The organism is Streptomyces sp. NPDC002994, from assembly GCF_040611155.1.
Taxonomy (GTDB): Bacteria; Actinomycetota; Actinomycetes; order Streptomycetales; family Streptomycetaceae; genus Streptomyces.
On record NZ_JBEXNQ010000024.1, the window covers coordinates 70,072 to 96,435 of the forward strand.

Annotated in this window: 22 protein-coding genes and 1 pseudogene; 9 read left to right on the plus strand and 14 right to left on the minus strand. The window is 70.1% G+C overall.

What is annotated here, in order from left to right; translation table 11 throughout:
• Positions 1-71 precede the first annotated feature (71 nt).
• Genes ABZX79_RS28140 through ABZX79_RS28160 form a run of 5 tightly spaced genes read right to left on the minus strand, consistent with a single transcriptional unit; the run spans position 72 to position 5,298 of the window.
• Positions 72-971, minus strand: a complete 900-nt coding sequence (locus ABZX79_RS28140; RefSeq protein ID WP_355263497.1) for a glycosyltransferase — start codon at positions 969-971, stop codon at positions 72-74.
• Positions 968-1,747, minus strand: a complete 780-nt coding sequence (locus ABZX79_RS28145) for a CDP-alcohol phosphatidyltransferase family protein (protein WP_355263500.1) — start codon at positions 1,745-1,747, stop codon at positions 968-970. Before ABZX79_RS28145 ends, ABZX79_RS28140 begins: the two co-directional genes overlap by 4 nt.
• Complete coding sequence (locus tag ABZX79_RS28150) at positions 1,725-2,786, minus strand: iron-containing alcohol dehydrogenase family protein (protein WP_355263503.1); 1,062 nt, start codon at positions 2,784-2,786, stop codon at positions 1,725-1,727. Before ABZX79_RS28150 ends, ABZX79_RS28145 begins: the two co-directional genes overlap by 23 nt.
• Positions 2,774-3,511 carry a phosphocholine cytidylyltransferase family protein gene (locus tag ABZX79_RS28155; RefSeq protein ID WP_355263506.1) on the minus strand — a complete coding sequence of 246 codons (738 nt, stop codon included), beginning with the start codon at positions 3,509-3,511 and terminating at the stop codon, positions 2,774-2,776. The genes ABZX79_RS28150 and ABZX79_RS28155 overlap by 13 nt, the downstream gene beginning before the upstream one ends.
• Positions 3,508-5,298, minus strand: coding sequence for a DUF5941 domain-containing protein (locus tag ABZX79_RS28160; RefSeq protein ID WP_355263616.1), 1,791 nt, complete (start codon positions 5,296-5,298; stop codon positions 3,508-3,510). The genes ABZX79_RS28155 and ABZX79_RS28160 overlap by 4 nt, the downstream gene beginning before the upstream one ends.
• A 275-nt stretch (positions 5,299-5,573) precedes the next feature.
• Between ABZX79_RS28160 and galE the strand changes: the two genes are divergently transcribed.
• The 4 genes and pseudogenes from galE to idi all read left to right on the plus strand — a co-directional run bounded on the left by galE (position 5,574) and on the right by idi (position 9,304).
• Positions 5,574-6,557 (plus strand): UDP-glucose 4-epimerase GalE, encoded by a 984-nt coding sequence (gene galE, locus ABZX79_RS28165; RefSeq protein WP_355263509.1) that lies wholly within the window; start codon positions 5,574-5,576, stop codon positions 6,555-6,557.
• A gap of 142 nt (positions 6,558-6,699) precedes the next feature.
• Positions 6,700-7,641 carry a cation diffusion facilitator family transporter gene (locus ABZX79_RS28170; protein ID WP_355263512.1) on the plus strand — a complete coding sequence of 314 codons (942 nt, stop codon included), beginning with the start codon at positions 6,700-6,702 and terminating at the stop codon, positions 7,639-7,641.
• Between the two features lie 182 nt (positions 7,642-7,823).
• A pseudogene (locus ABZX79_RS28175) lies at positions 7,824-8,573 on the plus strand (class I SAM-dependent methyltransferase); the annotation flags it as partial.
• Positions 8,574-8,710: 137 nt separating this feature from the next.
• The gene (idi, locus tag ABZX79_RS28180) at positions 8,711-9,304 is read left to right on the plus strand and encodes an isopentenyl-diphosphate Delta-isomerase (protein WP_355263515.1); all 594 of its coding nucleotides are present in this window, start codon (positions 8,711-8,713) and stop codon (positions 9,302-9,304) included.
• Here the strand turns inward: idi and ABZX79_RS28185 are convergent.
• On the minus strand, positions 9,270-9,749 hold the full coding sequence (locus tag ABZX79_RS28185; protein WP_355263518.1) for an ATP-binding protein: 480 nt from the start codon (positions 9,747-9,749) through the stop codon (positions 9,270-9,272). The two genes, idi and ABZX79_RS28185, sit on opposite strands and share 35 nt — an antisense overlap.
• A gap of 94 nt (positions 9,750-9,843) precedes the next feature.
• Positions 9,844-10,449, minus strand: a complete 606-nt coding sequence (locus ABZX79_RS28190) for a DUF308 domain-containing protein (protein ID WP_355263521.1) — start codon at positions 10,447-10,449, stop codon at positions 9,844-9,846.
• A gap of 83 nt (positions 10,450-10,532) precedes the next feature.
• Between ABZX79_RS28190 and ABZX79_RS28195 the strand changes: the two genes are divergently transcribed.
• Positions 10,533-11,282, plus strand: coding sequence for an enoyl-CoA hydratase/isomerase family protein (locus ABZX79_RS28195; RefSeq protein WP_355263524.1), 750 nt, complete (start codon positions 10,533-10,535; stop codon positions 11,280-11,282).
• A 12-nt stretch (positions 11,283-11,294) separates the two neighbouring features.
• Here the strand turns inward: ABZX79_RS28195 and ABZX79_RS28200 are convergent, their stop codons facing one another.
• Complete coding sequence (locus tag ABZX79_RS28200; protein WP_355263527.1) at positions 11,295-11,939, minus strand: DJ-1/PfpI family protein; 645 nt, start codon at positions 11,937-11,939, stop codon at positions 11,295-11,297.
• An 11-nt stretch (positions 11,940-11,950) separates the two neighbouring features.
• Positions 11,951-12,952, minus strand: coding sequence for a GlxA family transcriptional regulator (locus ABZX79_RS28205; protein WP_355263530.1), 1,002 nt, complete (start codon positions 12,950-12,952; stop codon positions 11,951-11,953).
• Between the two features lie 111 nt (positions 12,953-13,063).
• Between ABZX79_RS28205 and ABZX79_RS28210 the strand changes: the two genes are divergently transcribed.
• The 3 genes from ABZX79_RS28210 to ABZX79_RS28220 all read left to right on the plus strand — a co-directional run bounded on the left by ABZX79_RS28210 (position 13,064) and on the right by ABZX79_RS28220 (position 16,713).
• Positions 13,064-13,924, plus strand: coding sequence for a hypothetical protein (locus ABZX79_RS28210; RefSeq protein ID WP_355263533.1), 861 nt, complete (start codon positions 13,064-13,066; stop codon positions 13,922-13,924).
• Between the two features lie 103 nt (positions 13,925-14,027).
• Positions 14,028-14,174, plus strand: a complete 147-nt coding sequence (locus ABZX79_RS28215; RefSeq protein WP_355263619.1) for an LPFR motif small protein — start codon at positions 14,028-14,030, stop codon at positions 14,172-14,174.
• 106 nt (positions 14,175-14,280) lie between these two features.
• Positions 14,281-16,713 (plus strand): Tex family protein, encoded by a 2,433-nt coding sequence (locus tag ABZX79_RS28220; RefSeq protein WP_355263536.1) that lies wholly within the window; start codon positions 14,281-14,283, stop codon positions 16,711-16,713.
• A gap of 119 nt (positions 16,714-16,832) precedes the next feature.
• Here ABZX79_RS28220 and ABZX79_RS28225 read toward each other — a convergent pair whose 3' ends face one another.
• Entirely contained in the window at positions 16,833-18,470 is a 1,638-nt protein-coding gene (locus tag ABZX79_RS28225) for an ABC-F family ATP-binding cassette domain-containing protein (RefSeq protein ID WP_355263538.1), read from the minus strand.
• Positions 18,471-18,527: 57 nt separating this feature from the next.
• Positions 18,528-19,556 (minus strand): oxidoreductase, encoded by a 1,029-nt coding sequence (locus ABZX79_RS28230; protein WP_355263540.1) that lies wholly within the window; start codon positions 19,554-19,556, stop codon positions 18,528-18,530.
• A gap of 67 nt (positions 19,557-19,623) precedes the next feature.
• Between ABZX79_RS28230 and ABZX79_RS28235 the strand changes: the two genes are divergently transcribed.
• Entirely contained in the window at positions 19,624-20,565 is a 942-nt protein-coding gene (locus ABZX79_RS28235; protein WP_355263542.1) for an FAD-dependent oxidoreductase, read from the plus strand.
• Between the two features lie 562 nt (positions 20,566-21,127).
• Here ABZX79_RS28235 and ABZX79_RS28240 read toward each other — a convergent pair.
• From ABZX79_RS28240 to ABZX79_RS28250, 3 genes are all read right to left on the minus strand, one after another.
• On the minus strand, positions 21,128-22,831 hold the full coding sequence (locus tag ABZX79_RS28240; RefSeq protein WP_355263622.1) for a BCCT family transporter: 1,704 nt from the start codon (positions 22,829-22,831) through the stop codon (positions 21,128-21,130).
• 118 nt (positions 22,832-22,949) lie between these two features.
• Positions 22,950-24,233 (minus strand): M14 family metallocarboxypeptidase, encoded by a 1,284-nt coding sequence (locus ABZX79_RS28245; protein ID WP_355263544.1) that lies wholly within the window; start codon positions 24,231-24,233, stop codon positions 22,950-22,952.
• A complete protein-coding gene (locus ABZX79_RS28250) occupies positions 24,233-26,209 on the minus strand; it encodes a Xaa-Pro dipeptidyl-peptidase (RefSeq protein WP_355263547.1) in 1,977 nt (658 codons plus the stop codon). Before ABZX79_RS28250 ends, ABZX79_RS28245 begins: the two co-directional genes overlap by 1 nt.
• Positions 26,210-26,364: the final 155 nt, after the last annotated feature.

Sequence of the window (26,364 nt, forward strand, 5' to 3'; positions counted from 1 at the left end):
ATGCGCAGGCAGTAAGGCGCAGGAACGGGCTACAGGTCCGCGTGCACCCGATGCTTTCAGACCCGAGCTTGTCAGATGACAGGAGGTCGGCCGAGCCGGGTCAGTCGCCAGACGGTACGCCATCTCATCGGACGGCGTGGTCCGGCCGAGGTCGTCCACCCCTCCTTGAAGCCGCCGAACCATGCCTTCAGCGCCGGTACGGAGGGGCGCCGCGCCAGCGTGAGCAGCAGCCATACGCCGAGGTAGACGGGCACCAGGAGGGCCGGCAGGTTACGGCGCGCGAGCCAGACCCTGTTCCGGGCCACCATGCGGTGGTAGACGGCGTGCCGGGAAGGAGCCGTCGTCGGGTGGTACAGGACCATGTCCGCGCGGTAGTCGATCATCCAGCCGGCGTCGAGCGCCCGCCAGGCCAGATCGGTCTCCTCATGGGCGTAGAAGAATTCGTCCGGCAGCCCGCCGACCTCGGCGAAGACCTTGGTACGTACGGCGTTCGCGCCGCCGAGGAAGGTCGTCACGCGCGAGGAGCGCAGCGGGTCGGCGGCGCGCAGCCGCGGGACGTGACGGCGCGCGGTTTCCCCCGTGTCGGGGTCCGCGATCCGGAAGCTGATGATGCCGAGCTTCGGATCGGCGGCGAAGGCCTGGCGGCACAGCTCGGCCGTGTCGTGGTGGGCCAGCAGACCGTCGTCGTCGAGGAAGAGCAGGATGTCCATCTCGGCGCCGCTGGGGCCGAATGCCTCGATACCGGCGTTGCGGCCGCCCGGGATGCCGAGGTTCTCCGGCAGGTCGACGGTCCGTACGCCTTCGGGGACACCGGTGACCGGGGAGCCGTTGCCGACGACCACGACCTCGACGCGGTCGCCGTCCTGCTTGGCGACCGAGTCGAGGAGGGCGCGCAGCTCGTCCGGCCGGTTGCCCATCGTGATGATGACGGCGCCGACCTTCAGGCCGGTGCCCGTGCCCGCGGCCGTCACTTCAGCCTGCTGGAAGCGAGGACGGACACGAGGTGGAGCACGGTCTGCAGGAGTGCGATCCCGGCCAGGACGGCGACACCGAGCCGCGAGAAGAACAGGTCGTCCCTGACGCTGTCCACGATCGCCGCGGCGAGGATCAGCAGGGACGCCTCGACCCCGAGGACCAGCCGGTGGAACTTCAGCGCGGCTGCGGCCTTGCGGGCCAGCGCCATTCCTGACGAGCGCGGCTCGGACGCCGACTCCTTCACCGGCGGCATCCCGCCCTGGTGACGGGCGACTCCGACGAGGTCGGTCTCGGCCTTGATCAGGATCGCGCCGAGCGCGGCCAGTGTGCCGAGGAAGGCCCACAGCCAGTCGATTCGCCCCTCGCCCCACAGATCGGCGGCGCGCAGGCCGAAGCCGACCAGGACCGCCGCGTCGCACAGGTAGGCGGCGACCCGGTCCAGGTAGACCCCGGCGAGCGAGTACTGCTTCTTCCAGCGGGCGATCTCGCCGTCGACGCAGTCGAGCAGCAGATAGAGCTGGACCATCAGCACGCCGAGCAGGGCGCCCGGGATGCCCGGTACCAGAAGTGCCGGGGCGGCGAGGGCACCCGCGACGGTCATCACATAGGTCAGCTGGTTGGGCGTGACCCGCGTGTTCACCAGATGGCGGTCGACGCGCAGCGAGACCTCGCGCATGTAGAGCCGGCCGGCCCAGTGCTCGCCGCTGCGCCGGTCCTTCACACCCGGGGGGTGAACGACCGGTCGGAGCTCAGCTACTGATGGCTTTTGCATAGTCGGCGTATGCGTCCTTGATCTGGTCGGTGGACAGGTTCAGGTGCTCCAGGATCGTGAAGCGTCCCGGGCGGGTCTGCGGTGCGTAGGCGACGGCCTGGACGAACTCGTCGACGCTGAAGCCGATCTCCTCCGGCAGCACCGGCAGGCCGTGCCGGTGCAGTACCTCGGCGAAGAGGCCGGACTGCTCGTGCGCGCCGCGCAGGTGCATGGCGAAGGCGGCGCCGATGCCGACCTGCTCGCCGTGGCTCGCGGCCCGCTTGGGGTACAGCAGGTCGAAGGCGTGGCTGATCTCGTGGCACGCGCCGGACGAGGGGCGGCTGTCGCCGCTGATCGACATGGCGATACCGGAGAGCACGAGGGATTCGGCGAGGACCGTGAGGAAGTCGTCGGTGCCGACACCGCCGGGGTGGCGGAGGACGGCTTCTCCCGCCGTACGGGCCATGGCGGCGGCCAGTCCATCGATCGGCTCGCCGTGGAGGCGGTGGGACAGCTCCCAGTCCGCGACGGCCGAGATGTTGGAGATCGCGTCGCCGATGCCGGACCGGATGAACCGGACCGGGGCGTCGCGGATCACATCGAGGTCGATGACCATGGCGATGGGGGTCGGTACGCCGTAGGAGCCGCGGCCGTTGTCGTTGTCCAGGATGGACACCGGCGAGCACAGACCGTCGTGCGAGAGGTTCGTCGCGACGGCGACCATCGGCAGACCGATCCGCGCCGCCGCGTACTTCGTCACGTCGATGATCTTGCCGCCGCCGAGGCCGACCACGGCGTCGTACCGCTTGCCCTTGATGTCGTCGGCGAGCTTGACGGCGGAGTCGATGGTGCCGTCGGCGACCTCGTACCAGTCGGCGCCCGGCAGCACCGGCGCGAGCTTGTCGCGCAGGGTCAGTCCCGAGCCGGGGCTGGTCGCGATGGCCAGCTTGCCGGACGAGGAGATCCGCTGGTCGGCCAGCAGGCCGGCCAGATCATCCATGGCGCCGCAGCTGATGTCGACGACGACCGGCGACGGGATGAGCCGGGTCAGTACAGGCACGCGATCTCCCGGCCCCTCGCGAGGTCCTCGTGGTTGTCGATCTCGACCCACGTCACTTCGCCGATGGGGGCCACGTCGACGGTGAAGCCGCGGTTGACCAGCTCCTGGTAGCCGTCCTCGTAGTAGAGGTCGGGGTCGCGCTCGAAGGTCGTCTTCAGCGCGTCGGCGAGCTCTTCGGCGGCCTCGGGCTCGATCAGCGTGACGCCGATGTACTCACCGGTCGCGGTCGCCGGGTCCATCAGCTTGGTGATCCGCCGGACGCCCTGGCCGTCCTGCGTGATGACCTTCATCTCCTCGTCGGCGAGGCTCTTCACCGTGTCGAGGGCGAGGATTATCTTCTGGCCCTTGCCGCGGGCGGCGAGCAGCGTCTTCTCGACGGAGACCGGGTGGACCGTGTCGCCGTTGGCGAGGATCACACCCTGCTTGAGGACGTCACGCGCGCACCACAGGGAGTAGGCGTTGTTCCACTCCTCGGCCTTGTCGTTGTCGACCAGCGTGATCTTGAGGCCGTACTTCGCCTCAAGGGCCTCCTTGCGCGCGTAGACGGCCTCCTTGCGGTAGCCGACGACGATCGCGACCTCGGTCAGGCCGACCTCGGCGAAGTTGCCCAGCGTGAGGTCCAGGACGGTCGTGTCGCCGTCCACGGGCACGAGCGCCTTCGGGAGGGTGTCCGTGTAGGGACGCAGACGCCGTCCGGCGCCGGCAGCCAGTACGAGGCCGATCATGCGGGTTCTCCTTCGTCATGTACTGCGGGTGCTCCGGAGGACACCCAGAAGCGGGTGGACTCCACCAGCACCACGAGCGCCACGGCCACAGCGAAGGCCGTGAGCGCCAGGGTGAGGTCTGTGTTCCGCGCCGCCAGGAGGGTGGCGAGTACCACTGCCACCAGCGTCCGGCCTTCGTGCCCGCCGATCGTCCGCACCAGCCACTGGGGCGGCGCGCCTGTGCCGCCCCGGATGCGGTACACCGTGTCGTAGTGATGGTAGGCGACCGCCGACACCAGTCCGAAGGCCGCGGGCAGCGCTCCGTTCACTTCGGAGCGGGCGGCGAGGATCAGGATCGTGCCGTACTCGGCCGCCCGGAAAACGGGGGGCACGAGCCAGTCGAGGGCGCCCTTGAGGGGACGCGCGACGGCTATGCCGGAGAGCACCGCGTAGAAGACCGCCGCGATGATCACCTGGCGGCTGCCGAACGGCTGGGTGAGCGCCGTGGCGACCAGGGCGGCGGCGCCGGTGAAGGCGACCGCAGGCGCGGTCCAGGCGCCCTTGAGGCGCGGCCCCCGGGCCGCCACTGCCTGGGCGATCGGGCCGCTGTCCGCGAGGTCGGCGAGGGCCTGCGCGGCGCGGTCGGTACGCCGCGCCTTGCGGGTCAGCGAGCGCAGCACGCGGCCGGCCGTGGTGTAGAGGGCGGCGAGGGCGCAGCCGACGAGCAGGGCGTAGAAGACGATCCGGGGGGTGGTGACGGCGGTCAGGACCGCGATCATGGCCCACCGCTCGCCGATCGGCAGGACGATCATCCGGCGCACCCAGACCGTCCAGCCGACGCTGTCGAGCTTGTCGGAGAGGGCGGCGGTGGGGCTCGTATTGGACTCGGCGTCGTGGTTCGCCTCGTTGAAGGAGAAGTCCACGACATGGCGGCAGGTCTGGAGCACCATCGCGCCGAGCGCCAGCGCCCATACGTCGTCCCCGCCGCGGGCGGCGCCGAGCGCGAGGCCCGCGTAGTACGCGTACTCCTTGGCGCGGTCGAACGTCGCGTCGAGCCAGGCGCCCATCGTCGAGTACTGGAGCGAGTAGCGGGCGAGCTGCCCGTCGGTGCAGTCCAGGACGAAGGAGAAGAGCAGCAGCACGCCGGCCGCGATGTAGCCGCCCCGGGTGCCGGTCGCCGCGCAGCCGGCCGCGATCAGCGCGGTCATCAGCGAGGCGGTGGTGACCTGGTTCGGGGTGAAGCCCCGGCGGGCGCACCAGCGTGCGAGGTAGCGCGAGTACGGACTGATGCAGAAGGTGGTGAAGAAGCCGTCGCGGGACTTCACGGCCGTACGCAGCCGTACGGCCTCCTCGTCGACGGCGGCGACGGCGGCGCGGGCCTGCTCGCGCTCGTCCTCTTCCGTGGCGACGACGGCGACCAGCGAGCCGAGCTCCGGCCGCTGCACGGCGGTGCCGCTCGCGTCGAGCGCGGCGGCGACGGCGTCGGGCCCGGCGCCGCCGTCGGCGCCGCGCACGGCGTGCGCCAGCGCCGCTCGGGCTTCGGGCTGCGCGGTGAGCGCGCCGGGGGCCGCGGCGGCGGGGAAGCGGGGGTCCGTCAGCGCGAGGCGCAGGGAGTGGACGTGGCCGACGAAGCGCGGGTCGACGAGCGCGACCCGCTCACCGGCGGGCGCCCCGTCGAGGAGCTTGGTGATCTGCTCGGCGGCGTCGGCGTCGGGCCCGACGTACCGTACGTCGAATCCCAGCGACCGCAGATCGCCCTCGAGTGGCGATCCGGGTACCGGCGGACCGGTGAGGATGGCGGTCGGCAGACGAACTCACTCCTTGGAGCTGGGCATGGCTGGGCATGGCTGGCCTTGCACGGCAATGACATGCGGCATTCCGGCCCGGCATGGGCGGGAAGGCATGTCGGCAGAGGCTATCGGATGAACGGAAGCGCGAGTTCACGGCCCGTTAACGCCCCGCTAAGACCGGACCGGGACGCGGTCCCCCCAGCCGCGATCAAGCGCGATCATCTTGGTCGATCAATGCCCCGCCCCACAAACCGCGACCTCCGGCGGTCCGGACACACCCTAGGGTGGCCGTTATGACATGGCTGATCACGGGTGGTGCGGGTTACATCGGCGCGCATGTGGCGCGGACCATGGCGGCGGCGGGTGAGCGGGTCGTCGTCCTGGACGACATCTCGTCCGGGATTCCCGACCGGCTGCCGGCGGAGGTCGCGCTCGTACGCGGCTCGGTACTGGACCGGGAGCTGCTCGACCGCACGTTCGCCGAATACGGCGTCACAGGTGTGGTGCATCTCGCGGCGAGGAAGCAGGTCGGGGAGTCGGTCGAGAAGCCGCTGCTCTACTACCGGGAGAATGTGTACGGACTCACAGTGCTGCTGGAGGCCGTCGTGGCGGCCGGGGTGCGCCGCTTCCTCTTCTCCTCCTCCGCCGCCGTGTACGGAATTCCCGAGGCGGAGCTGATCTCCGAGGACGCCCCCTGCGTGCCGATCAATCCGTACGGCGAGACCAAGCTGGCCGGCGAGTGGCTGGTGCGGGCGGCGGGCCGGGCGCACGGTTTCTCGACCGCGTGTCTGCGCTACTTCAATGTGGCGGGTGCGGCGAGGCCGGAGCTGGCCGACACCGGAGTGTTCAACATCATCCCGATGTTCTTCGACCGGATCACGCGCGGCGAGGCCCCGCGGATCTTCGGGGCGGACTATCCGACGCCCGACGGCACCTGCATCCGTGACTACATTCACGTCGCCGATCTCGCCGACGCCCATCTGTCGGTCGCGCGGGCGCTGGCCACGCGGGACGAGGCGGCGGATCTCACCTTCAACATCGGCCGCGGCGAGGGCGTCTCGGTGCGCGAGCTCGCCGATCTGGTGGCCGAGGTCACTGGTTCCACGCTCGTCCCGGTGGTCGAGCCGCGCCGCCCCGGGGACGCCGCGAAGGCCGTCGCCTCCTCCGATCTGATCGCCAAGGAGCTCGGCTGGACGGCCGGGCGCGGGGTGCGCGAGATGGTCGCCTCGGCGTGGGAGGGCTGGCTTCTCCGGCATCCGGAGGCCGCCCGGAACTGATCTTGTCAGCGCTCTGACCTGCGGTCATTTCCGCAGGTCAGAGGACATGACAACGGTGTTCAGTCCCGTGTTGCGCATACCCCCCGCCCGTAGTTCACTGGCACCCGGTCAGACCATCACACCAACCGGGGAGGCGTCCTTCATGGGGGCAGGGCACGATCACGGGCACACGCACGGCGGGCCGCCGCCCACCGGCACGGCGGCCGCCGCGTACAAGGGGCGGCTGCGTATCGCGCTCGGCATCACCCTGACCGTCATGACGGTCGAGATCGTCGGCGGACTGCTCGCCAACTCGCTGGCGCTGATCGCGGACGCGGCCCACATGGCGACGGACGCCCTCGGACTCGCGATGGCGCTCCTCGCGATCCACTTCGCCAACCGCCCGGCCACCACGAAGGCCACCTTCGGGTACGCCAGGGCCGAGATCCTCGCCGCGCTCGCCAACTGTCTGCTGCTGCTCGGCGTCGGCGGCTTCCTGCTCTTCGAGGCCGTCGACCGCTTCATCACCCCGGCGGAGACCAAGAGCGGTACGGCGATCGTCTTCGCGCTGGTCGGTCTCGTCGCCAACATGGTCTCGCTGTCCCTGCTGATGAAGGGCCAGAAGGACAGCGTCAATGTGCGCGGCGCCTTCCTGGAGGTTCTCGCGGACACCCTCGGCTCGGTCGCCGTGCTGATCTCGGCCGGCATCATCATGGCGACCGGCTGGCAGGCCGCCGACCCGATCGCGTCGCTGGTCATCGGCCTCATGATCGTGCCGCGTACGTGGAAGCTGCTGCGGGAGACGCTGAGCGTGCTGCTGGAGATCGCGCCCAAGGGCGTGGACATGGCGGACGTGCGGGAGCACATACTCGATCTGCCCGGCGTCGACGACGTACACGATCTGCATGCCTGGACGATCACCTCGGGCATGCCGGTCCTGTCCGCGCACGTCGTGGTCAACCAGGAATTCCTCGACTCGGTCGGGCACGAGAAGATGCTGCACGCCCTCCAGGGCTGCCTCGGCGAACACTTCGACGTCGAGCACTGCACATTCCAGCTGGAGCCGCGCGGTCACGCGGAGCACGAAGCGAAGCTCTGCCATTGACTGTTAGAATCTTCGAAGAGACATTCGGGTCTCGGGGACACGATGAGGGGAGATGAGGTTGATGACCGTCACGGTCGATGCTGCTGCGAGCAGTGTCCGGTTCATCCTCAACTCCCGGGCTCTCGGCTGACCCCTCGTTCGTACGCGTCGGCCGGAGCCCTCACACCCAAGGGTTTCTCACGTTGACCGACCACCACGACGTCATGGTTCAGGCTTTCATGACCCTGCACGGCGGACTCCCCCGTCAGGGTCCCGGCTCCGACGCCACCACCCGCCATCTGCTCTCCCTCGCCGGTCCTCTTCCGCCCCGTCCGCGCGTCCTCGACCTGGGCTGCGGCCCGGGCAGGGTCTCGCTGCTGCTGGCGGCCGAGACCGGCGCCGAGGTGACGGCCGTCGATCTGCACGCGCCGTTCCTCGCCGAGCTGCGGAGCGCCGCCGAAGCGCGCCGGCTCGGCGACTCCATCCGTACCGTCGAGGGTGACATGGGCGAACTCCCCTTCCCCGACGGGGCGTTCGACCTCGTCTGGGCGGAGAGCTCCGCCTACAGCATCGGTTTCGACACCGCACTGAGCAAGTGGCGGCGCCTCGTCGCACCCGGCGGCGCGCTCGTCGTCACCGAGTGCGAGTGGACGTCCGACGAGCCGTCACTGGCGGCCCGCGCGTTCTGGGACCGGAACTATCCGGCGATGCGCGGCCTGTCCGAGAACACGGCCGCGGCCGTCGCCGCGGGCTACGACGTCCTCGGGGTGTACGCACAGCCCGAGAGCGACTGGGACGAGTACTACGTCCCGCTCGGCGCCCGCGCCGACGCGGCCGACCCCGCCACGCCCGGAATGGAGCAAGCACTCGCCTTCACCCGCGAGGAGATCTCCATGCGCGCGGAACACGGCACGGAGTACGGCTACACCGGCTATGTACTGCGGCCCGCGGACCGTCTGAGCTGACGGATCGTCCGCCCTCGCCGCGCCGCGCGGCGGGGGCGGACATGCGGTCCGTTCCGCGAAGTACGGACAAGAGGCTTTTGTACGGCAGACTTGGACGCCGGGAACCGAAGCAGCGAAGGATGGTCATGCCGAGCACACCAGTCACCGCGGCGAACAGCTCGTCGAACGGCACAGCGGAAGAGATCCTGCTCGAGCTGGTCGACGAGGACGGCAATACCATCGGCACCGCGGAAAAACTGTCCGCGCATCAGGCTCCCGGCCGCCTGCACCGCGCCTTCTCGGTCTTCCTCTTCGACGAGTCCGGACGGCTGCTGATCCAGCGCCGCGCGCTCGGCAAGTACCACTCCCCCGGCGTCTGGTCCAACACCTGCTGCGGACACCCCTACCCCGGGGAGTCGCCGTTCGCCGCGGCCGCCCGTCGTACGTACGAGGAGCTGGGCATTTCCCCCTCGCTGCTCGCCGAGGCGGGCACCGTCCGCTACAACCACCCGGACCCCGACTCGGGCCTGGTCGAGCAGGAGTACAACCACCTCTTCGTCGGGATGGCGCAGAGCGCGCTGCGGCCCGACCCCGAGGAGGTCGGCGAGACGTCGTTCGTTACGCCGGACGAGCTGGCCGAGCGGCACGCGAAGGCGCCGTTCTCGGCGTGGTTCATGACCGTGCTGGACGCCGCGCGCCCGGCGATCAGAGAGCTGACGGGCCCGGCCGCGGGCTGGTGACGACCGCCCCCGCCAGCGGCAGGGCGACCCAGATGACCTTCCCGCCGCTCGCGGTGTGCTCGATGTCGCACACCCCGCCGGCCTCGGCGGTGATCTCCCGCACGAGCAGCAGGCCGCGCCCGCCGGTCTGCGCGTAGTCCCGCTCCAGGGCCTTGGGCCGGTAGGGGTGGTTGTCCTCCACGGAGACCCTGATCCACTCCGTGCCGATCGCCACCTCTACGGCCAGCTGCGGAGAGAGCAGCGCCGCATGACGTACTGCGTTGGTGACCAGCTCGGAGACGATAAGCAGCAGCCCCTGCACCAGATCGTCGTGGACCGGTACGCCCTGCCGGTTCAGCAGGTCACGGACCGCGTGCCTGGCTTCCGGTACGGAGGCGTCCGCCGCAGGGGCGGTGAAGCGCCAGACTCCTTCGTACCCTGCCGGTGCGTCTTCTCTCGTCACCACGCATTGAGTGTTGGGAACCAGCCGGTCCGAGCCGGGCTTCTGAACACAAGTCAGCCGCAATCGACAACTTCTGACCGTTGCGCCTATGACAGCGTCAGTTGTGTGACTCTTCCTGGTCCTCCGGCGTCGCCGTCGCGACCAGGTTGTTGACCATCTGGCGACCGCCCGTGCCGATCGCGATCAGTCCGAGCCCGTCGAAGAGCAGCGCGAGCGAGAAGAAGCAGCCCAGTACGTACAGGCTGCTGTGCGGCCAGTCGAAGAGCACGAAAAGGCCGAGCAGTACGCCGAAGGCGCCCTGCACCAGCGTCCAGCCGAACTGCGGGCCGCGCACCACCACACTCCCGACCAGCCGGAAGACGCCGCCGGTCAGGAAGAGCAGGGCGGCGAACATCGTCAGCGCCTCGGCGGTGCCCTCGGGGTGGCGGATGACGACGATTCCGGCCGCCAGGTTGAGCGCGGCGACGACGACACCGAGCCAGAAGAAGTTCGAGCCGCGCGACTGGACCGCCTGGAGCAGGCCGACAAGGCCGCCGACCAGCAGCAGCCAGCCGAAGAGGATCATCGAGGTGAGGGTGGCGACGCCCGTATAGAGGAGACCGACGATTCCTCCGAGCACGAGGATCGCGCCGAGGAAGGTCAGGAGCCCGAAACCGCGCTTGAGTTTCCTGCCCTCGTTCGAACTCGCGTCGCGACCGGCCATGAGCGACTCCTTCACGCAGCAGCGTCCGCTTCTCGGCCCCCTTCTTGATCATAGGTTCGTACGGTCCGGATAGCATCCGGCGCATGGAGCCGCAGCAGGAGCAGATCTTCGCAGAGGTGGAGAACGGGGTCGCCACCGTCGTCATCAGCAACCCCGCCAAGCGCAACGCCATGACCGCCGGGATGTGGGGCGCGATGCCGGGGCTGCTGGAGGCGCTGGCCGGGGACACGGGCGTACGGGCGCTCGTGCTGACCGGGGCGGGCGACACGTTCTGCGCGGGGGCGGACATCTCGTCGCTGCGTGAGGGTGACGCTCCGCAGGGGCTCGCGGTGCTGGCAGAGGAGGCGCTGGCCGCGTTCCCAAAGCCGACGCTGGCTGCCATCAGGGGTTACTGCGTCGGTGGCGGCAGCCAGCTGGCCGCCGCCTGCGACCTGCGGTTCGCGGAGGAGGGGGCGTCCTTCGGGGTCACGCCCGCGAAGCTCGGGATCGTCTATCCGGCGTCGTCGACCCGGCGGCTGGTCGCGCTGGTGGGGCCTTCTGCCGCGAAGTATCTGCTGTTCTCCGGCGAGTTGATCGGTACGGAGCGGGCGCTGCGGACCGGGCTGGTGGACGAGGTGCTGCCTGCGGGTGAACTGGCCAAGCGGGTTGCCGAGTTCACCCAGGTGCTCGTGTCGCGCTCGCAGCTGACCCAGGCCGCGGTGAAGGAGTTCGCCGATGGCCGTATCGACCGGGACGCGTACTGGGCCGAGCAGGCGCGCGGGAGCGGCGACACCGCCGAGGGTGTCGCCGCGTTCCTGGAGCGCCGTACGCCCCACTTCACGTACGAGGTCTGAGGCGGGCGCCGTTCAGTCCTGGACCGCCAGAACCTTTTCCGCCTCACCGCGCCAGTGCGCGACGATCTCGGCCGGGGCCTTGGCCGGTGAGCCGGCGTCGTAGGGCGGCTGGGGGTCGTACTCCGTGAGCAGCTGCACGGTCTGGGCGAGCGCGTCTCCGCCGATCCGTCCGAGCAGGTGGAGCGCCATGTCGATGCCGGACGAAACCCCGGCAGCGGTGACGTACTTCCCGTCGAAGACCACGCGCTCGCCGGTCGGTTCGGCGCCCAGCGGCTTCAGCTCGTCGAGTGAGAGCCAGTGCGCGGTGGCGCGGCGGCCGGTGAGAAGTCCGGCGCCCGCGAGCACCAGGGAGCCGGTGCAGACCGAGGTGGTCCAGGTGCTGGTGGCGTCGGCCGTACGGAGCCAGTCGAGGATCGTCTCGTCGTGCATGGCCTGCCGGGAGCCCGGGCCGCCGGGCACCAGAATGATGTCGGGACGTGTCACCTCCGCGAGCGACCGGTCGGCGACGAGGGCGAGGCTTCCCTGGTCGTTACGGACCTGACCGGCCTCCTTCGCGACGAACACCGTCTCGGCGCCGGGCAGCCGGGCGAGCAGCTCGTAGGGCCCGACGGCGTCGAGCGTGGTGAAGCGGTCGTAGAGCAGAACGGCGATCTGCATGGGTGATCCTCTCAGCGGGCGGGTCGCGGTCGCGCGGGTTGCGCGGGGGCGTGGAAGCGGCGGCGGTACTCCATCGGGGGCGTACCGAGGGACTTGACGAAGGCGCGGCGCATTGCCTCCGGGGTGCCGTAGCCACAGGTCCGGGAGATTTCCTCGATGCCGTCCGTGGAGTCCTCCAGGAGCCTGCGCGCGTGTTCCAGGCGTACGCGATCGACGTACCTGCCCGGTGTCGTGCCGGTCTCGGACTGGAACGCGCGGGAGAAGTGACGGGGCGAGAGGCGGGCGCGTTCGGCCAGCGACTCGACCGACAGGTCGTCCCCGGGATGCTCGGTGATCCACTGCTGGACCTCCCGGAGGGGCTCGCGCTGCGCGGTCTGGGCGGCGAGCTGGGCGCTGAACTGGGCCTGGTTTCCCGGGCGCCGCAGGAAGACGACGAGATGGCGGGCGATGGTGAGGGCGATGTCCCTGCCCAGGTCCTCCTCGACGAGGGCCAGCGCCAGATCGATGCCCGAGGTGACGCCGGCCGAGGTCGCCACGTTCCCGTCGCGTAGGTAAATGGGGTCGGGGTCCACCTCGACGGCCGGGTAGGTGCGGGCCAGGTGGTCGGTGACGACCCAGTGCGTGGTGACCCTGCGGCCGTCGAGGAGTCCGGCCGCCGCCAGCAGGAGCGCTCCCGTACAGACGGAGACCAGGCGCTCGGCGCGCGGGGCGTTCTCGCGCAGCCACTTGATCAGGCGCGGGTCGGGGGCACGGGTGCCCTGGCCGCCGGGCACGAGGAGGGTGTGGGGCGCCGGCTCGTCTGCGAGGGCGGCGTCGGGGACGAGCGTGAGGCCGCTGGACGTGCGGACGGGCGCGCCGTCGAGCGAGGCGGTGCGGATGCGGTACGCGCCCGGGCCGCCGTCGCGCGTCTGGAGGGCCGCGCCGGCGAAGACCTCCACCGGGCCGGTCACATCGAGGCTCTGGACGTCGTCGAACAGTACGACGAGGACGGTGCGTACGGATCGCTGCGGCATGCGCCCCATCCTTCGGGGCGCCATGGTTGTCCGCAACGACGAATACCCCACCTTTCCTGCCATGAGGGCCTGGCGCTTCCGAACGTACTGACCAGTCGGTAGCGTACGGACATGACTTCTCTGCCCGCGCGGGCCGGCCGCCGCTGCCACAACGCCCTCAATCCGCTGCACTCGACCGTGTACTTCTCCCCGGACTTCACGAAGGAACTGGCGGAGGTGGGCATCGAGGACAGCAACGCCGCCTACTTCGCCGGCCGGGGCGCCGCCATGGGGGCGGTCGGGGCCGGGGTGATCACCGCCGCGTTCTACAACTTCAACCACGACCTCGTCGCCCGCCACGTCCCCCGGGTGTGGCGTACGGCGTCACCCGAGGTCGTCCTCGAGGCGCGGCTGCGTGCCGTCGACACCACCCTGCGGCGGCTGCTCGGCGAGGAGGCCATCGCCTCCGACGAGATGGCGGAGGCCGCCGGGCTCGCGCTGCGCGCCGCCGAGGCGTGCACCCGCCACGCCCGCCCGCTGTACGCCGCCCACGCCGACCTGCCCGTGCCCGAGCGGCCCCACCTCGCCTACTGGCACGCCGCGACGCTGCTGCGCGAGCACCGCGGCGACGGCCACCTGGCCGCGCTGCTCGCCGCCGGTCTGGACCCGCTGGAGGCGCTGGTCAGCCACACGGCGACGGGCAAGGGGATGTCACCGCGCTGGACGCTGGCGACGCGCGGCTGGAGCCGTACGGACTGGGAGGCGGCCTCCGGAAGGCTGCGGGAGCGCGGGCTGCTGGACCCCGAGGGCGAGTTGACCGAGGCGGGCACGGCACTGCGGGCCGAGCTGGAGGACGTCACGGACCGGCTCGACACTGCGCCGTACGAGCACCTGGGCGCCGAGGGCACCGAGCGGCTCACCGAGCTCGGGCGCGGGTTCCTCGGGGTCGCGCTCGGGGCCGGTGCGTTCCCCGCCGACCTCACCGGGAAGTGACGCCGACCGCCGCGCGGAGTGTTTGCGCGACGCCATGACGGACACCCGTGCTGTGTCGGACAACGAGATTTGTGTCGGACACCGGGACAGCGGGAGGTTCAACGTGTTGAGTGCGATAGCAGATTTTTTCCGAATGATCGGTTCGGCCATCGCGACAGTGGTGACCCTGCCCTTCCGGCTGGTCGCCAGGCTCTTCGGAGGTGCGTCGAGCACCGCGTCTCGCGGCGGTGGCCGCACGCGCCGCGCCTGAGCCGCCTGAGCGGACGGCGGCCGGGGCGCGCGCGACAGGAGACCCGACAACCCTGCACAATGCAGGCTCAAGCACAGCCCGCAGGAGAAGGCGAGTCGGGAACATCGTGACGACGTCCATCGAAGGCAGGATCGCCGAGGAACTCGGCGTAAAGGAGCGGCAGGTCCGGGCCGCCGTCGAATTGCTCGACGGCGGCTCGACCGTGCCGTTCATCGCTCGCTACCGCAAGGAAGCGACCGAGATGCTCGACGACGCGCAGCTGCGCACGCTCGAGGAGCGGCTGCGGTATCTGCGCGAGCTGGAGGAGCGGCGGACAGCGATCCTGGAGTCCGTACGCGAGCAGGGCAAGCTGGACGACGCCCTTGAGGCGCGGATCCGGGCCGCCGACACCAAGGCCCGGCTGGAAGACATCTACCTGCCGTTCAAGCCCAAGCGCCGCACGAAGGCGCAGATCGCGCGCGAGGCGGGACTCGAACCGCTGGCCCAGGGGCTGCTGGCCGATCCTTCGGTGGATCCGCTCGCGGCCGCCGCCGCGTTCGTGGACGCGGAGAAGGGGGTGGCCGATGCGCAGGCCGCCCTGGACGGCGCTCGGTCGATCTTGACGGAGCGCTTCTCGGAGGACGCCGATCTGATCGGTGAGCTGCGTGAGCGCATGTGGTCGCGCGGGCGGCTGGTCGCGAAGGTACGGGAGGGGAAGGAGGAAGCCGGCGCGAAGTTCGCCGACTACTTCGATTTCGCCGAGCCTTTCACCGCACTGCCCTCGCACCGGGTCCTCGCCATGCTGCGGGGCGAGAAGGAAGACGTACTGGATCTGGTTCTGGAGCCCGAGGAGGCTTCGGAGGCGGCTGGGCCCTCGACGTACGAGAGCATGGTCGCGCGGCGGTTCGGGATCTCCCAGCAGGGCCGGCCCGGCGACAAGTGGCTCGGCGACACCGTGCGCTGGGCATGGCGGACCCGGATTCTGGTGCACCTCGGGATCGATCTGCGGCTGCGGCTGCGTACCGCCGCGGAGGACGAAGCGGTACGGGTCTTCGCCGCCAACCTGCGGGACCTGCTGCTGGCGGCGCCGGCCGGGACGCGGGCGACTCTTGGGCTCGACCCCGGGTTCCGTACGGGCGTGAAGGTCGCTGTGGTGGATGCGACCGGCAAGGTCGTCGCGACCGATGTGATCTACCCGCATGTTCCCCGGAACAAGTGGGACGAGTCGCTGGCTACGCTGGCGCGGCTCGCGAAGGAGCACGATGTCGAGCTCGTCGCTATTGGTAACGGCACTGCGTCCCGCGAGACCGACAAGCTCGCCGGTGAGCTGTGCGACAAGCACCCCGAGCTGAAGCTGACGAAGGTGATGGTCTCGGAGGCGGGTGCGTCCGTGTACTCGGCGTCCGCTTTCGCTTCGCAGGAGCTTCCGGACATGGACGTGTCGCTGCGCGGCGCCGTGTCCATCGCGCGCCGGCTGCAGGATCCGCTGGCCGAGCTGGTGAAGATCGACCCGAAGTCGATCGGGGTCGGCCAGTACCAGCACGATCTGGCCGAAGTGAAGCTCTCGAGGTCGCTGGACGCGGTTGTTGAGGACTGTGTCAATGGTGTGGGTGTCGACGTCAACACCGCTTCCGCGCCGCTGCTTTCGCGGGTGTCGGGCATCAGCTCCGGGCTCGCCGAGAACATCGTGGCGCACCGGGATGCGAATGGCCCGTTCCGGTCCCGGAAGGGGCTGAAGGACGTGGCGCGGCTCGGCCCGAAGGCGTACGAGCAGTGTGCGGGCTTCCTGCGCATCCAGGGCGGCGACGATCCGCTGGACGCGTCCAGCGTGCACCCCGAGGCGTACCCGGTGGTGCGGGCGATGGTGAAGACGGCGGGCAGCGGGGTCGGCACGCTGATCGGGAACACGGCTGTGCTGCGGTCGCTGCGGGCCGGTGACTTTGTGAACGACACGTTCGGGTTGCCGACCGTGTCGGACATTCTGAAGGAGCTGGAGAAGCCGGGGCGTGACCCGCGGCCCGCCTTCAAGACGGCGACCTTCAAGGAAGGCGTCGAGAAGATCGGGGACCTGGCGGCCGGGATGGTTCTTGAGGGCGTGGTGACGAATGTCGCGGCGTTCGGGGCGTTCGTGGATGTGGGTGTCCATCAGGACGGGCTGGTGCATGTTTCGGCGCTGTCGAAGACGTTCGTCAAGGATCCGCGCGACGTGGTGAAGCCGGGTGACGTGGTGAAGGTCAAGGTCATGGACGTCGACATTCCGCGCAAGCGGATCTCGTTGACGCTGCGGCTGGACGACGACGTGGCGGCAGCTGGTGCGGCTGCTGCGGGTGAGGCGAAGCGGGAGCGGGGCGGCGGCTCGGGTGGCCGGCCTCCGGCTCAGCGGCAGGGTGGGCGTGAGCGTCGCGGTGGCGGGGGCGGTGGTGCCGGCGCTGCTGGTGAGCGGCGTGGTGCCAGCGGTGCTTCGCGGCAGGCGCCGGCGCCGGCCAACAGTGCGATGGCTGATGCGCTGCGGCGGGCCGGTCTGACCGACCCGAAGGCGGGCGGCGGCAAGCGCGGCTGAGGGGACGGGGGCGGGGGGGGCCGCTGCGCGGAGCTTTCCCCTACCCGCCCCTTCCCACAACCGGGGCTCCGCCCCGGACCCCGCTCCTCAAACGCCGGAGGGGCTGAAGGTGCCGGGGGTCAGAGCTCGGTGACCTTGCCGTCCGTTACCTCGACTCGGCGGGTCGTACGGACCGCGTCCAGCATCCGGCGGTCGTGGGTGACCAGCAGCAGCGTGCCCTCGTACGTGTCGAGTGCGGACTCCAGCTGCTCGATCGCGGTCAGGTCGAGGTGGTTCGTCGGCTCGTCGAGGACGAGAAGGTTCACGCCCCTGCCCTGGAGCAGCGCGAGGGCGGCTCGGGTCCGCTCCCCCGGCGAGAGAGTGGTGGCGGGACGCAGGACGTGCGCGGCGCGCAGGCCGAATTTGGCCAGGAGGGTACGTACCTCCGCCGGTTCCGTGTCGGGAACAGCCGCGCAGAAGGCGTCGAGGAGCGACTCGGAGCCGTAGAAGAGGCCGCGGGCCTGGTCCACCTCGCCGACGACCACGCCGGGGCCGAGCGCCGCGTGGCCCTCGTCCAGCGGGAGGCGGCCGAGGAGGGCGGCGAGCAGCGTGGACTTGCCCGCGCCGTTGGCCCCCGTGATCGCCACGCGGTCGGCCCAGTCGATCTGGAGCGACGCCGGGCCGAAGGAGAAGTCGCCGCGCCGGACCGTCGCGTCGCGCAGCGTGGCGACGACCGCGCCGGAGCGCGGGGCCGCCGCGATCTCCATCCGCAGCTCCCACTCCTTGCGGGGCTCGTCGACGACGTCGAGGCGCTCGATCATGCGCTGCGTCTGGCGTGCCTTGGCGGCCTGCTTCTCGCTCGCCTCGCTGCGGAGGTTACGACCGAGCTTGTCGCTGTCGGTCGCCTTGCGGCGGGCGTTCTTGACGCCCTTGTCCATCCAGCCGCGCTGCATCTGGGCGCGGCCTTCCAGTGCGGACTTCTTGTCGGCGTACTCGTCGAAGTCCTCGCGGGCGTGGCGGCGCGCGGTCTCGCGCTCCTCCAGGTACGCCGCGTAGCCGCCGCCGTAGAGCTTGATCTGCTGCTGGGCGAGATCGAGCTCCAGGACCTTGGTGACGGTGCGGGTGAGGAACTCGCGGTCGTGGCTGATGACGACTGTGCCCGCGCGCAGGCCGGAGACGAAACCTTCGAGGCGCTCCAGGCCGTCGAGGTCCAGGTCGTTCGTGGGCTCGTCCAGCAGGAAGACGTCGTACCGGGAGAGGAGGAGCGAGGCGAGGCCGGCGCGGGCCGCCTGGCCGCCGGAGAGGGCCGTCATGGGCTGGTCGAGGCCGACCGTCAGGCCGAGGGTCGCGGCTACCTCCTCGGCGCGCTCGTCGAGGTCGGCGCCGCCGAGGTCGAGCCAGCGGTCGAGGCTGTCGGAGTACGCGTCGTCCGCGCCCGGGGTCTCGTCGACGAGCGCCTGGGTGGCCTCGTCGAGGGCGGTCTGGGCGGCGGCCACTCCGGTACGCCGGGCCAGGAAGGCCCGTACCGTCTCGCCTTCGCGGCGCTCCGGCTCCTGCGGGAGGTGCCCGACGGTGGCGGTGGGCGGCGAGAGCCGCAGCTCGCCCTCCTCGGGGGTGTCGAGTCCGGCGAGCAGGCGAAGGAGTGTGGACTTGCCCGCGCCGTTCACGCCGACGAGGCCGATCACGTCGCCGGGGGCGACTACGAGGTCGAGCCCGGAGAAGAGGGAGCGGTCGCCGTGGCCCGCTGCGAGATCTTTGGCGACGAGAGTTGCAGTCATCAGGCCATGGATTCTACCGAGCCTCTTGGGGTGGGTGCGGGGTGCGCCTGTGGATCATCAGCGGATCATCGGGGCTACCAGTACCGCTCCCCTCGTGCGGGCGACGATGAACGACTGGCCCTTCGTCGCCCGCGCGTCCAGCGGGATCCGGTGCTTCCCCGGTTCCAGCATGTCGTCGAAGACCTCGTGGGTGTGCGTCCGCATGAGCCGGTCGAGGCGGTACGCGATCAGCTGTACCCGGCAGGTGGACGTCACCTCGACCCCCGCCTCGCCCTCCACCGCCACCAGCCGTGTCAGGCGGCGCTGCTCCGGTGGGCTGCGGTCCAGGGCTGCCTCTATCTGGGCCACGAGGAGCGGGACGATCGGGGCCAGGCCGTCCACGTAGGTCACATCCGCGCCCGCTCGGTCGAATGCCTCTCGGACGGACCTTTGTTTGTGCTCGTCGACCGCCCTGCCGAACGCCACGGCTCCGTACGCCCTCAGCTCTTCGGGTGGGACGTCGGCCGCGTCGGTGGTGATGTCCGCGCCGATGTTGATCGTGCGCAGGGCGGCGGCCAGCTTCGCCAGTACGTCGACTCGTGCGCCGATCAGGAGGACTCGGCGGCGAGGTGGTGGCTCCTCGTCGCCGGCTGCGAGGAGGCGTTCCAGCGCTGTGCGGTACTCCTGGCCGCGGAAGCGGAAGGGGCCTATCCCGTGGTAGCCGTTCAGGTCCAGGTCGGCGGTCTCGCTCGTCTGCCAGGCGAAGTCCCGCCAGACGAAGTCCTCCCCTGCCCGCTCGATTACGGCGGTGACCGCGCCGCAGTCCAGGCTTTCGCACTCGGGGCAGCCGTAGATCACGTACCGGCCGTCGGGGAGGGGCGCGTCCGCTTCCAGGAGCAGGGTGCGTACCTGGGCGGTGAAAATGGCGGGTGGTACGTCGGCGGCCAGTGGGGACACCGCGTCGAGGTCGGAGAGCTGGTGGAGCAGCGGGTGGCCGTCGATGAGGAAGTCCATGAAATCGCGGTGCACTTGGTAGTCCCCGTTGACGAGAACACCACCGGCCCGCATGGCCGGAGCCAGCCCGAAAGTCGCGTAGTCGGCAGACATGTCCTGAGTATCCCCAGCTGCGAGGTGATGTGAGCACGGCAGCGCGGATTGGCGTTAGCGTCCGGTCATGAGCGGTGAAGTGGTGGTCGTGGGCGGTGGCGTGGCGGGGCTGGCTACGGGGGTTGTCCTCGCGGAGAGTGGCTGGTCGGTGCGGGTGTGGACCAGGGAGCCCGTGGAGCGGACTTGCTCGGCGGTGGCGGGCGCGCTGTGGTGGCCCTATCGCATCGAGCCCGCAGAACTGGTGGGCGACTGGTCGGTGGAATCGCTGCGGGTTTACGAGCGGTTGGCCCGTACGCCGGAAGAAACGGGCGTACGGCTCGTGGGTGGTGTCATGGCGGGCACCACGGTTGCCGGGCTCGGGGCGTGGGGGGCGGAGGTGGCGGGGCTGCGGGACAGTGCTGGTGGGTTGCGGGCCGTGCTGCCGCTGATCGACATGGTGGTGCATCTGCGGTACCTGCGGGAGCGGCTGGAGGCTGCGGGGGGCGTGGTGGAGTTGCGGGATGTGACGCGGCTGGGGGAGGCGGCGCCGTCGGTGGGGCACACGGTTGTCAACTGCACCGGGATCGGGGCGCGGTCGCTGGTGCCGGATGCGGGGGTGCGGGCGGTGCGGGGGCAGTTGGTTGTGGTGGAGAACCCTGGGGTTGAGGAGTGGTTCGTGGGGGCGACGGGGGGTTCGGAGTCGGTCTATTTCTTTCCTCAGCCGTACGGGCTGGTCCTCGGCGGCACGGCCCAGGAGGACGACTGGAGGCAGGAGCCGGATCCGGCGGTGGCTCGGGGGATCGTGGAGCGCTGTGCGGGGGTGCGGCCGGAGGTGGCGGGGGCGAGGGTTCTGGAGCACCGGGTCGGCCTGCGGCCTGCGCGCGTCGGGGGCGTGCGGTTGGAGGGGGAGCGGCTGGCTTCTGGGGGGTGGTGTGTGCACAACTACGGGCACGGGGGTGCGGGGGTCACTGTTGCGTGGGGCTGCGCGCGGGAGGCGGCGCGGCTGGTGGGTGGGGCGGGGGTGAGGTGACGCGGGGGCGTCTCCTCCTGGCACCGCGAACACGAAACGGTGCGGCCGGGCAGGCACCCAGGGCGCTGGGGTCGGTGCCGCGCCGGGGCGTCTCCTCGGGTGCCGAACGTTCGGGTACTCGGCCTTCGCTCGCAGTGGTCGCGTTCGACACCCTGCGGGGAGCGCCCCGACACGTCCCCTCCCGGCACCGCGGAAGCGAAACGGTGCGGCCGGGCAGGCACCCAGGGCGCTGGGGTCGGTGCCGCGCCGGGGCGTCTCCTCGGGTGCCTAACCTTCGGGTACTCGGCCTTCGCTCGCAGTGGTCGCGTTCGACACCCTGCGGGGAGCGCCCCAACACGCCCCCTCCCAGCACCGCGAACGCAAAACGGTGCGCCCGGCCAAGCCCCCAGGGCGCCGGGGTCGGTGCCGCGCCGGGGCGTCTCCTCGGGTGCCGAACGTTCGGGTACTCGGCCTTCGCTCGCAGTGGTCGCGTTCGACACCCTGCGGGGAGCGCCCCGACACGTCCCCTCCCGGCACCGCGGAAGCGAAACGGTGCGGCCGGGCAGGCCGCGGGGGCGTTCCGTCAGGGGTTCTTCTTGCGCTCGTCCTCTTCGCCCGGGGTGGTACCGGCCTCCGGGCCCGGGCCGATGCGGATCTCGAATTCACCGGCGTACTTCTCGTGGCCCGCGATCACGGCGCTCTCCACGGCCTCCTCGGCGATCTCACCGCGGACGATCAGCGGGTCCTGGCGCAGGTCGCGCATGAGGGCCAGGCACATGCCCACCATGACGAGTACGAAGGGCGCCGCTACGAGGATGGTGAGGTTTTGGAGGCCGGCCAGGGCGTCGCCCTTGCCGTCTCCCACGAGCAGCATGACCGCCGCTACCGCGCCGGTCACCACGCCCCAGAAGATGACTACGAACCTGGCCGGTTCGAACGTGCCTCGCTGGGAGAGCGTGCCCATGACGATCGAGGCGGCGTCTGCTCCTGAGACGAAGAAGATGCCGACCAGGATCATGACCAGGAGGCTCATCACGCTGGCGATGGGGAACTCCTGGAGTACGCCGAAGAGCTGGCCCTCGGGCGTCGCCTCCTTGGCGAGCTGTCCGCGCTCCTGGAGCTTCATCGCCGTACCGCCGAAGATGGCGAACCAGACCAGGCTGACGGTGCTGGGGACCAGGATGACGCCGCCCACGAACTGACGGATCGTTCGACCGCGGCTGATGCGGGCGATGAACATGCCGACGAACGGCGTCCAGGAGATCCACCAGGCCCAGTAGAAGACCGTCCAGCTGCTCAGCCAGTCCGAGACCTCACCGCCGCCGGTTGCCGCCTCGGTACGGCCGGCGAGCTGGGGGATTTCGTCGATATAGGCGGCGAGGGAGGTGGGGAGGAGGTCCAGTACGAGGATGGTCGGGCCGGCGATGAAGACGAAGAGCGCGAGGACGACCGCCAGGACCATGTTGGTGTTGGACAGCCACTGGATGCCCTTTTCGACACCGGTGACGGCCGAGAAGACGAAGGCGACGGTGAGGACTCCGATGATGGAGATCAGGAGTCCGGTGCCGGCCCTCTCCATCCAGCCCAGCTCCCGGAATCCGCTGCCGATCTGCAGGGCGCCGAGGCCGAGGGAGGTGGCGGAGCCGAAGAGGGTGGCGAAGATCGCGAGGATGTCGATCAGCCGGCCGGGCGTGCCGTCGGCGCGCTTCTTGCCGATCAGCGGCACGAACACGGCGCTGATGGTCTGCCGCCTGCGGCGCCGGAAGGTGCTGTACGCGATGGCCAGGCCGACGACCGCGTAGATCGCCCACGGGTGGAGGGTCCAGTGGAAGAGGGTGGTGGCCAGGGCTGTCTGCATCGCGTCCGCCGAGTCGGCGGGGTCGGTGCCCGGGGGTGGGGTGGTGTAGTGCGCGAGCGGCTCGCTGACGCCGTAGAACATCAGGCCGATGCCCATGCCCGCGCTGAACATCATCGCGACCCAGGAGACGGTACGGAATTCGGGTCGCTCGTGCTCCTGGCCGAGCGGAATCCTGCCGTAACGGCTGATGGCCAGCCAGAGAGCGAAGACGACGAACCCGGAGGCGGCCAGGACGAAGGCCCAGCCGCCGTTGTGCATCAGGCCGCTCAGCATCTTGTCGGAGACGCTCTCCAGCGTCTTGGTGAAGATGGAGCCCCAGACCACGAAGGCCACGGTGAGTACGGCCGTTACGCCGAACACCACCCGGTCGGTCTGGGGCGTCTCGTCCTCGTGCGGGTGGCGGCCCGGGAGAGCCGCCCTCACCGGCAGCCGAAGCCGTTGAGCCGGTTTCTGTTCGTGCGACACAGGGGGCACCTTTCAGGGATTCGCGGGAGCCTGATTTCGCTCTCCCGTACCCCCTACCACATGTGTTGCACGTCACAACTGTCTAACAGGTGGTGTCGGGCCTCCCGGTTGTGAGGTGGTACGCCGCACGGTCGTCGAGGAGGAGGACGGCGAGGGCGCGCTGGGACTGGCGCAGTGGTACGTAGGCGCCGGTGGTGTGGGGGTGAGACGCGATGCCGTGGAGTTCTAGTTCGTCTTTGATTTCCGCGTACTGCGCCGGGGAGAGGTGGTAGCCGCAGGGAGGGTTGTTGATTGTCTCGGTGGGTTCTGGTGGGTCGTTGTCGGCGCCGCCGAGGTGGACGGGGCCTCGGTCCGCGAAGCCCGCGAGGCGTGCCTGGGTGGTTGCGGCCCCGATGCGGCCCCGGCGCTCGTCGGTGAAGGTGAATGCGCCGGTCAGGGCTGCTAGTTGGGTCTCTACGCGGCGTTTGTTGTTGAGGGCCGGGTTTTCTCTTTCGTCGGCGGTCAGGGGGTCTACTCGGGTTTCCACCAGGAGGCCCACCGAATGCTTGATGCCGGCCGTGTTGCGCAGGATGCGCTCCTGGCCGTCGCCCGCCACCTGTTTGACCGGCTCGTTTGTTACTGGATCCGTCCAGATGCCGTAGATGCCGCTGCTGAAGCCGGCGTCCTCGGCGTGGGGGCGTACATAGGACTCGGAGAGGGTGTGCGCCTCCGCGTGCACGTGGTGGTGCGTGTTGGGGTTGCGGGGCCAGAGGGACAGCAGGTCCTTGTCGTAGTACGGCGAGGTGGCGCCGTACTCGTGCAGGTCGTAGATGATTTCTGGCTTGTGGTCGCGGATGACTGCGGCCATCGCCCTGGCCTCGGCGGTCTTCAGGGCGATGTGGTCGCGGTTGATGTCGACGTTGTCGGAGTTGGTACGGGTATTCGCCGCTCGGCCGTCGGGGTTGGCAGTAGGGATGACGAGGACCGTGGTGCGGGCGAGGAAGTCGAGGGTCTTCTTGTCCTTGGCGTACGCGAGGTCCCGGACGGTCGTCAGGCAGGCTTCGCGTCCTGACGGTTCGTCGCCGTGCTGGGAGCAGATCAGCAGCATGGTGGTGGATGTGCGCTGCTGAGCTGCGATGCGCAGGAGGTGGATCGGGCGGTTCTGGTTCGTGGTGCCGATGGTGGATTTCGTGATCTTGTTGCTCGCGCGGTCGACTGTGGTGAGGAAGTCTTGTTCCTCGGGCTGGGTCGTCCAGCGGGCGCCGTTGGACGACTCGAAGCCGGTACGGGGCGGGGCCGGGGACGCCTGGGCGGTGGTCGTGGCGATCGGTGCGGCCAAGGCCGCTGCGGCGGCGGCGACTACTAGTGCGCGGATACGCGGGTGCATCAGCGGGTGGCTCCCGGGATCGGGCGGATAGTGCGCGGCTCGGCCACGCCGTCGAGGCGGGCGTCCGGTGTGGTGGAGTACCGCGAGCCGGCTGTCGCTCGGGCGAAGGCCTGCGCGCCGCCGGCTATGGGCAGCTCCGCGGTCGTACGGGAAAGGTCGATGCCGAGGGTCGGGGTGGTGGACGGAGGGTCGATCAGGCCCGCGTCGGTGCCGCCGACGATCAGTGCGAGACGGTGTCCGGCGGGGACGACGTGGTCGCTCGAATGGAGGTCCAGGGTGATCGTGTACCGCTTGCCCGGGGTGAGCGGGCGGCCGCGGTCCGGGTCCGCGTGGGTTCCGAGGTCTGCCCAGCCGCGGCTGAAGACCGTGTAGTCGACGTTCGCGGTACGGGCCTTCGTCTCCTTGAAGCAGGAGCTGTCACCGGTGGTGCTCGGACCCCAGCAGGTGCGGTTGGTGAGGGTGGTGATGCCTTCGCCCGCAGCGGTGTAGTCGCGGATCGTGTCGGGGCCGAGGTCGACCAGGACTGCGGAGAGGTGCGCGGTGGAGGTGGACGGCGTCGCGGTGATGGTCACCTTGGAGGAGCCCGAAAGGCGCAGGTCGCGGGTCAGCGGCTTGGTGGTGAAGCCCGCCTTGGCGGGGGTTGATTTGTCGATCTGCGCGGCCCAGTCGCTCTCGCTCAGCTTGGGGTCGTCCGTGAAGGTTTCCGTGGCGCCGGGGGCGGCGGGCTTCAGGGAGAGGGTGCCGACGCCGGGCGCGGATCCCTTGCCGGGGCGCAGGGCGGTGGCGTCGGTGGACCGGGGCGGCCAGACCGTGTCGGTGGACCACTGGTCGGGGGCGCGCTCGATGTCGGCCATCGGCTCGCGGTCGATGCCGTTGTCGTAGCCGAGGAGTTCGTGGTCGAACCAGCGGTGCAGGGTCTTCACCCAGTCGGCGCGGCGGAAGTCGAACGGGTCGACGTGGCCGGTCTGGGAGAGCCATATCTTGCGGTCCACGCCCGCGTCGGCGAGGGCGTCCCACCACTGGCCGAAGTGCTTGGCGCGGACGTTGAGGTCCTGCATGCCGTGGATGAGGAAGATGCTGGCGTTGGTTTTGTCCGCGTCCTTTACGTAGTCGCGCTCGGCCCACAGGGGCGTGAAGTCGCCATTGCGCGGGGCCTCGTCCACCAGGCGCTTCTGCACGGCCTGGCAGCGGGCGCGGGCGTCGGGGCTTTCCACGTAGTGGGAGAGCCACTCGGGGCCGCTGTCGTAGAGCGGGGCGCCCTGGGCGAAGTAATAGTCGTACCAGGAGGAGATCGCGCCGATCGGGACGATCGTCTTGAGGCCCTCGACTCCGGTCGCCGCTACGCCGTTGGCGATGGTGCCGTCGTAACTCTTGCCGATCATGCCGGTGTTTCCGGTGGACCAGGCGGCCTTGCTGCGCTCGGTGCCGGTGCGGCTCGTGTACGCCTTGCCGCGGCCGTTCAGCCAGTCGACGACTGCCTTGGCCGACTGGATGTCGGAGTGGCCGCCCACGTCCACGCAGCCGTCGGAGCGGTTGGTGCCGGCGAGGTCCACGGCGACGAAGGCGTAGCCGCGGGGCACGAAGTAATTGTCGTAGTAGAGCGGGAACTGGACGGGGTTGCCGTCCGCGTCGTACGTCTTCTTCTGGCTCTCGTTGCCGCGCCCGCAGCAGGAGTAGTACGGGCTGGCGTCCATGATGACGGGTATTTTCCGGCCCTGTGCGGCCGGTTCCCTGGGGCGGACTATGTCGACGGCGACGCGGTCGCTCTTCCCGTCTCCGTCGCCGTCCATCCTGGTGTCGACCCATACGGCTTCGCGGATGGCGTTGTCGTAGGAGTAGACCGGTCTGCTCTCGGCCGGACCGGTCGCGGTGCCCTGGGCGCCCGCCGGAGTCAGCATGACCGCCACCAGGGCAGCCGTGGTCGCCGGAATGAGCCTTTGCCACTTCAAGCGGGATCCCCGCGCAGGTATCGGCATGGGCCGGAAGGTACTCCGGTCAACTCCCGTGCAAAAGAGGGCAGGAGCGGTCCGCGTGTCGGCCGGATGGCAGTTGTGTGACAGGAGCGACCATGGACATGACTGGTGGCACTGGGGCTGAATAGGCTGCCAACAGATCCTTCGGACTGATGATT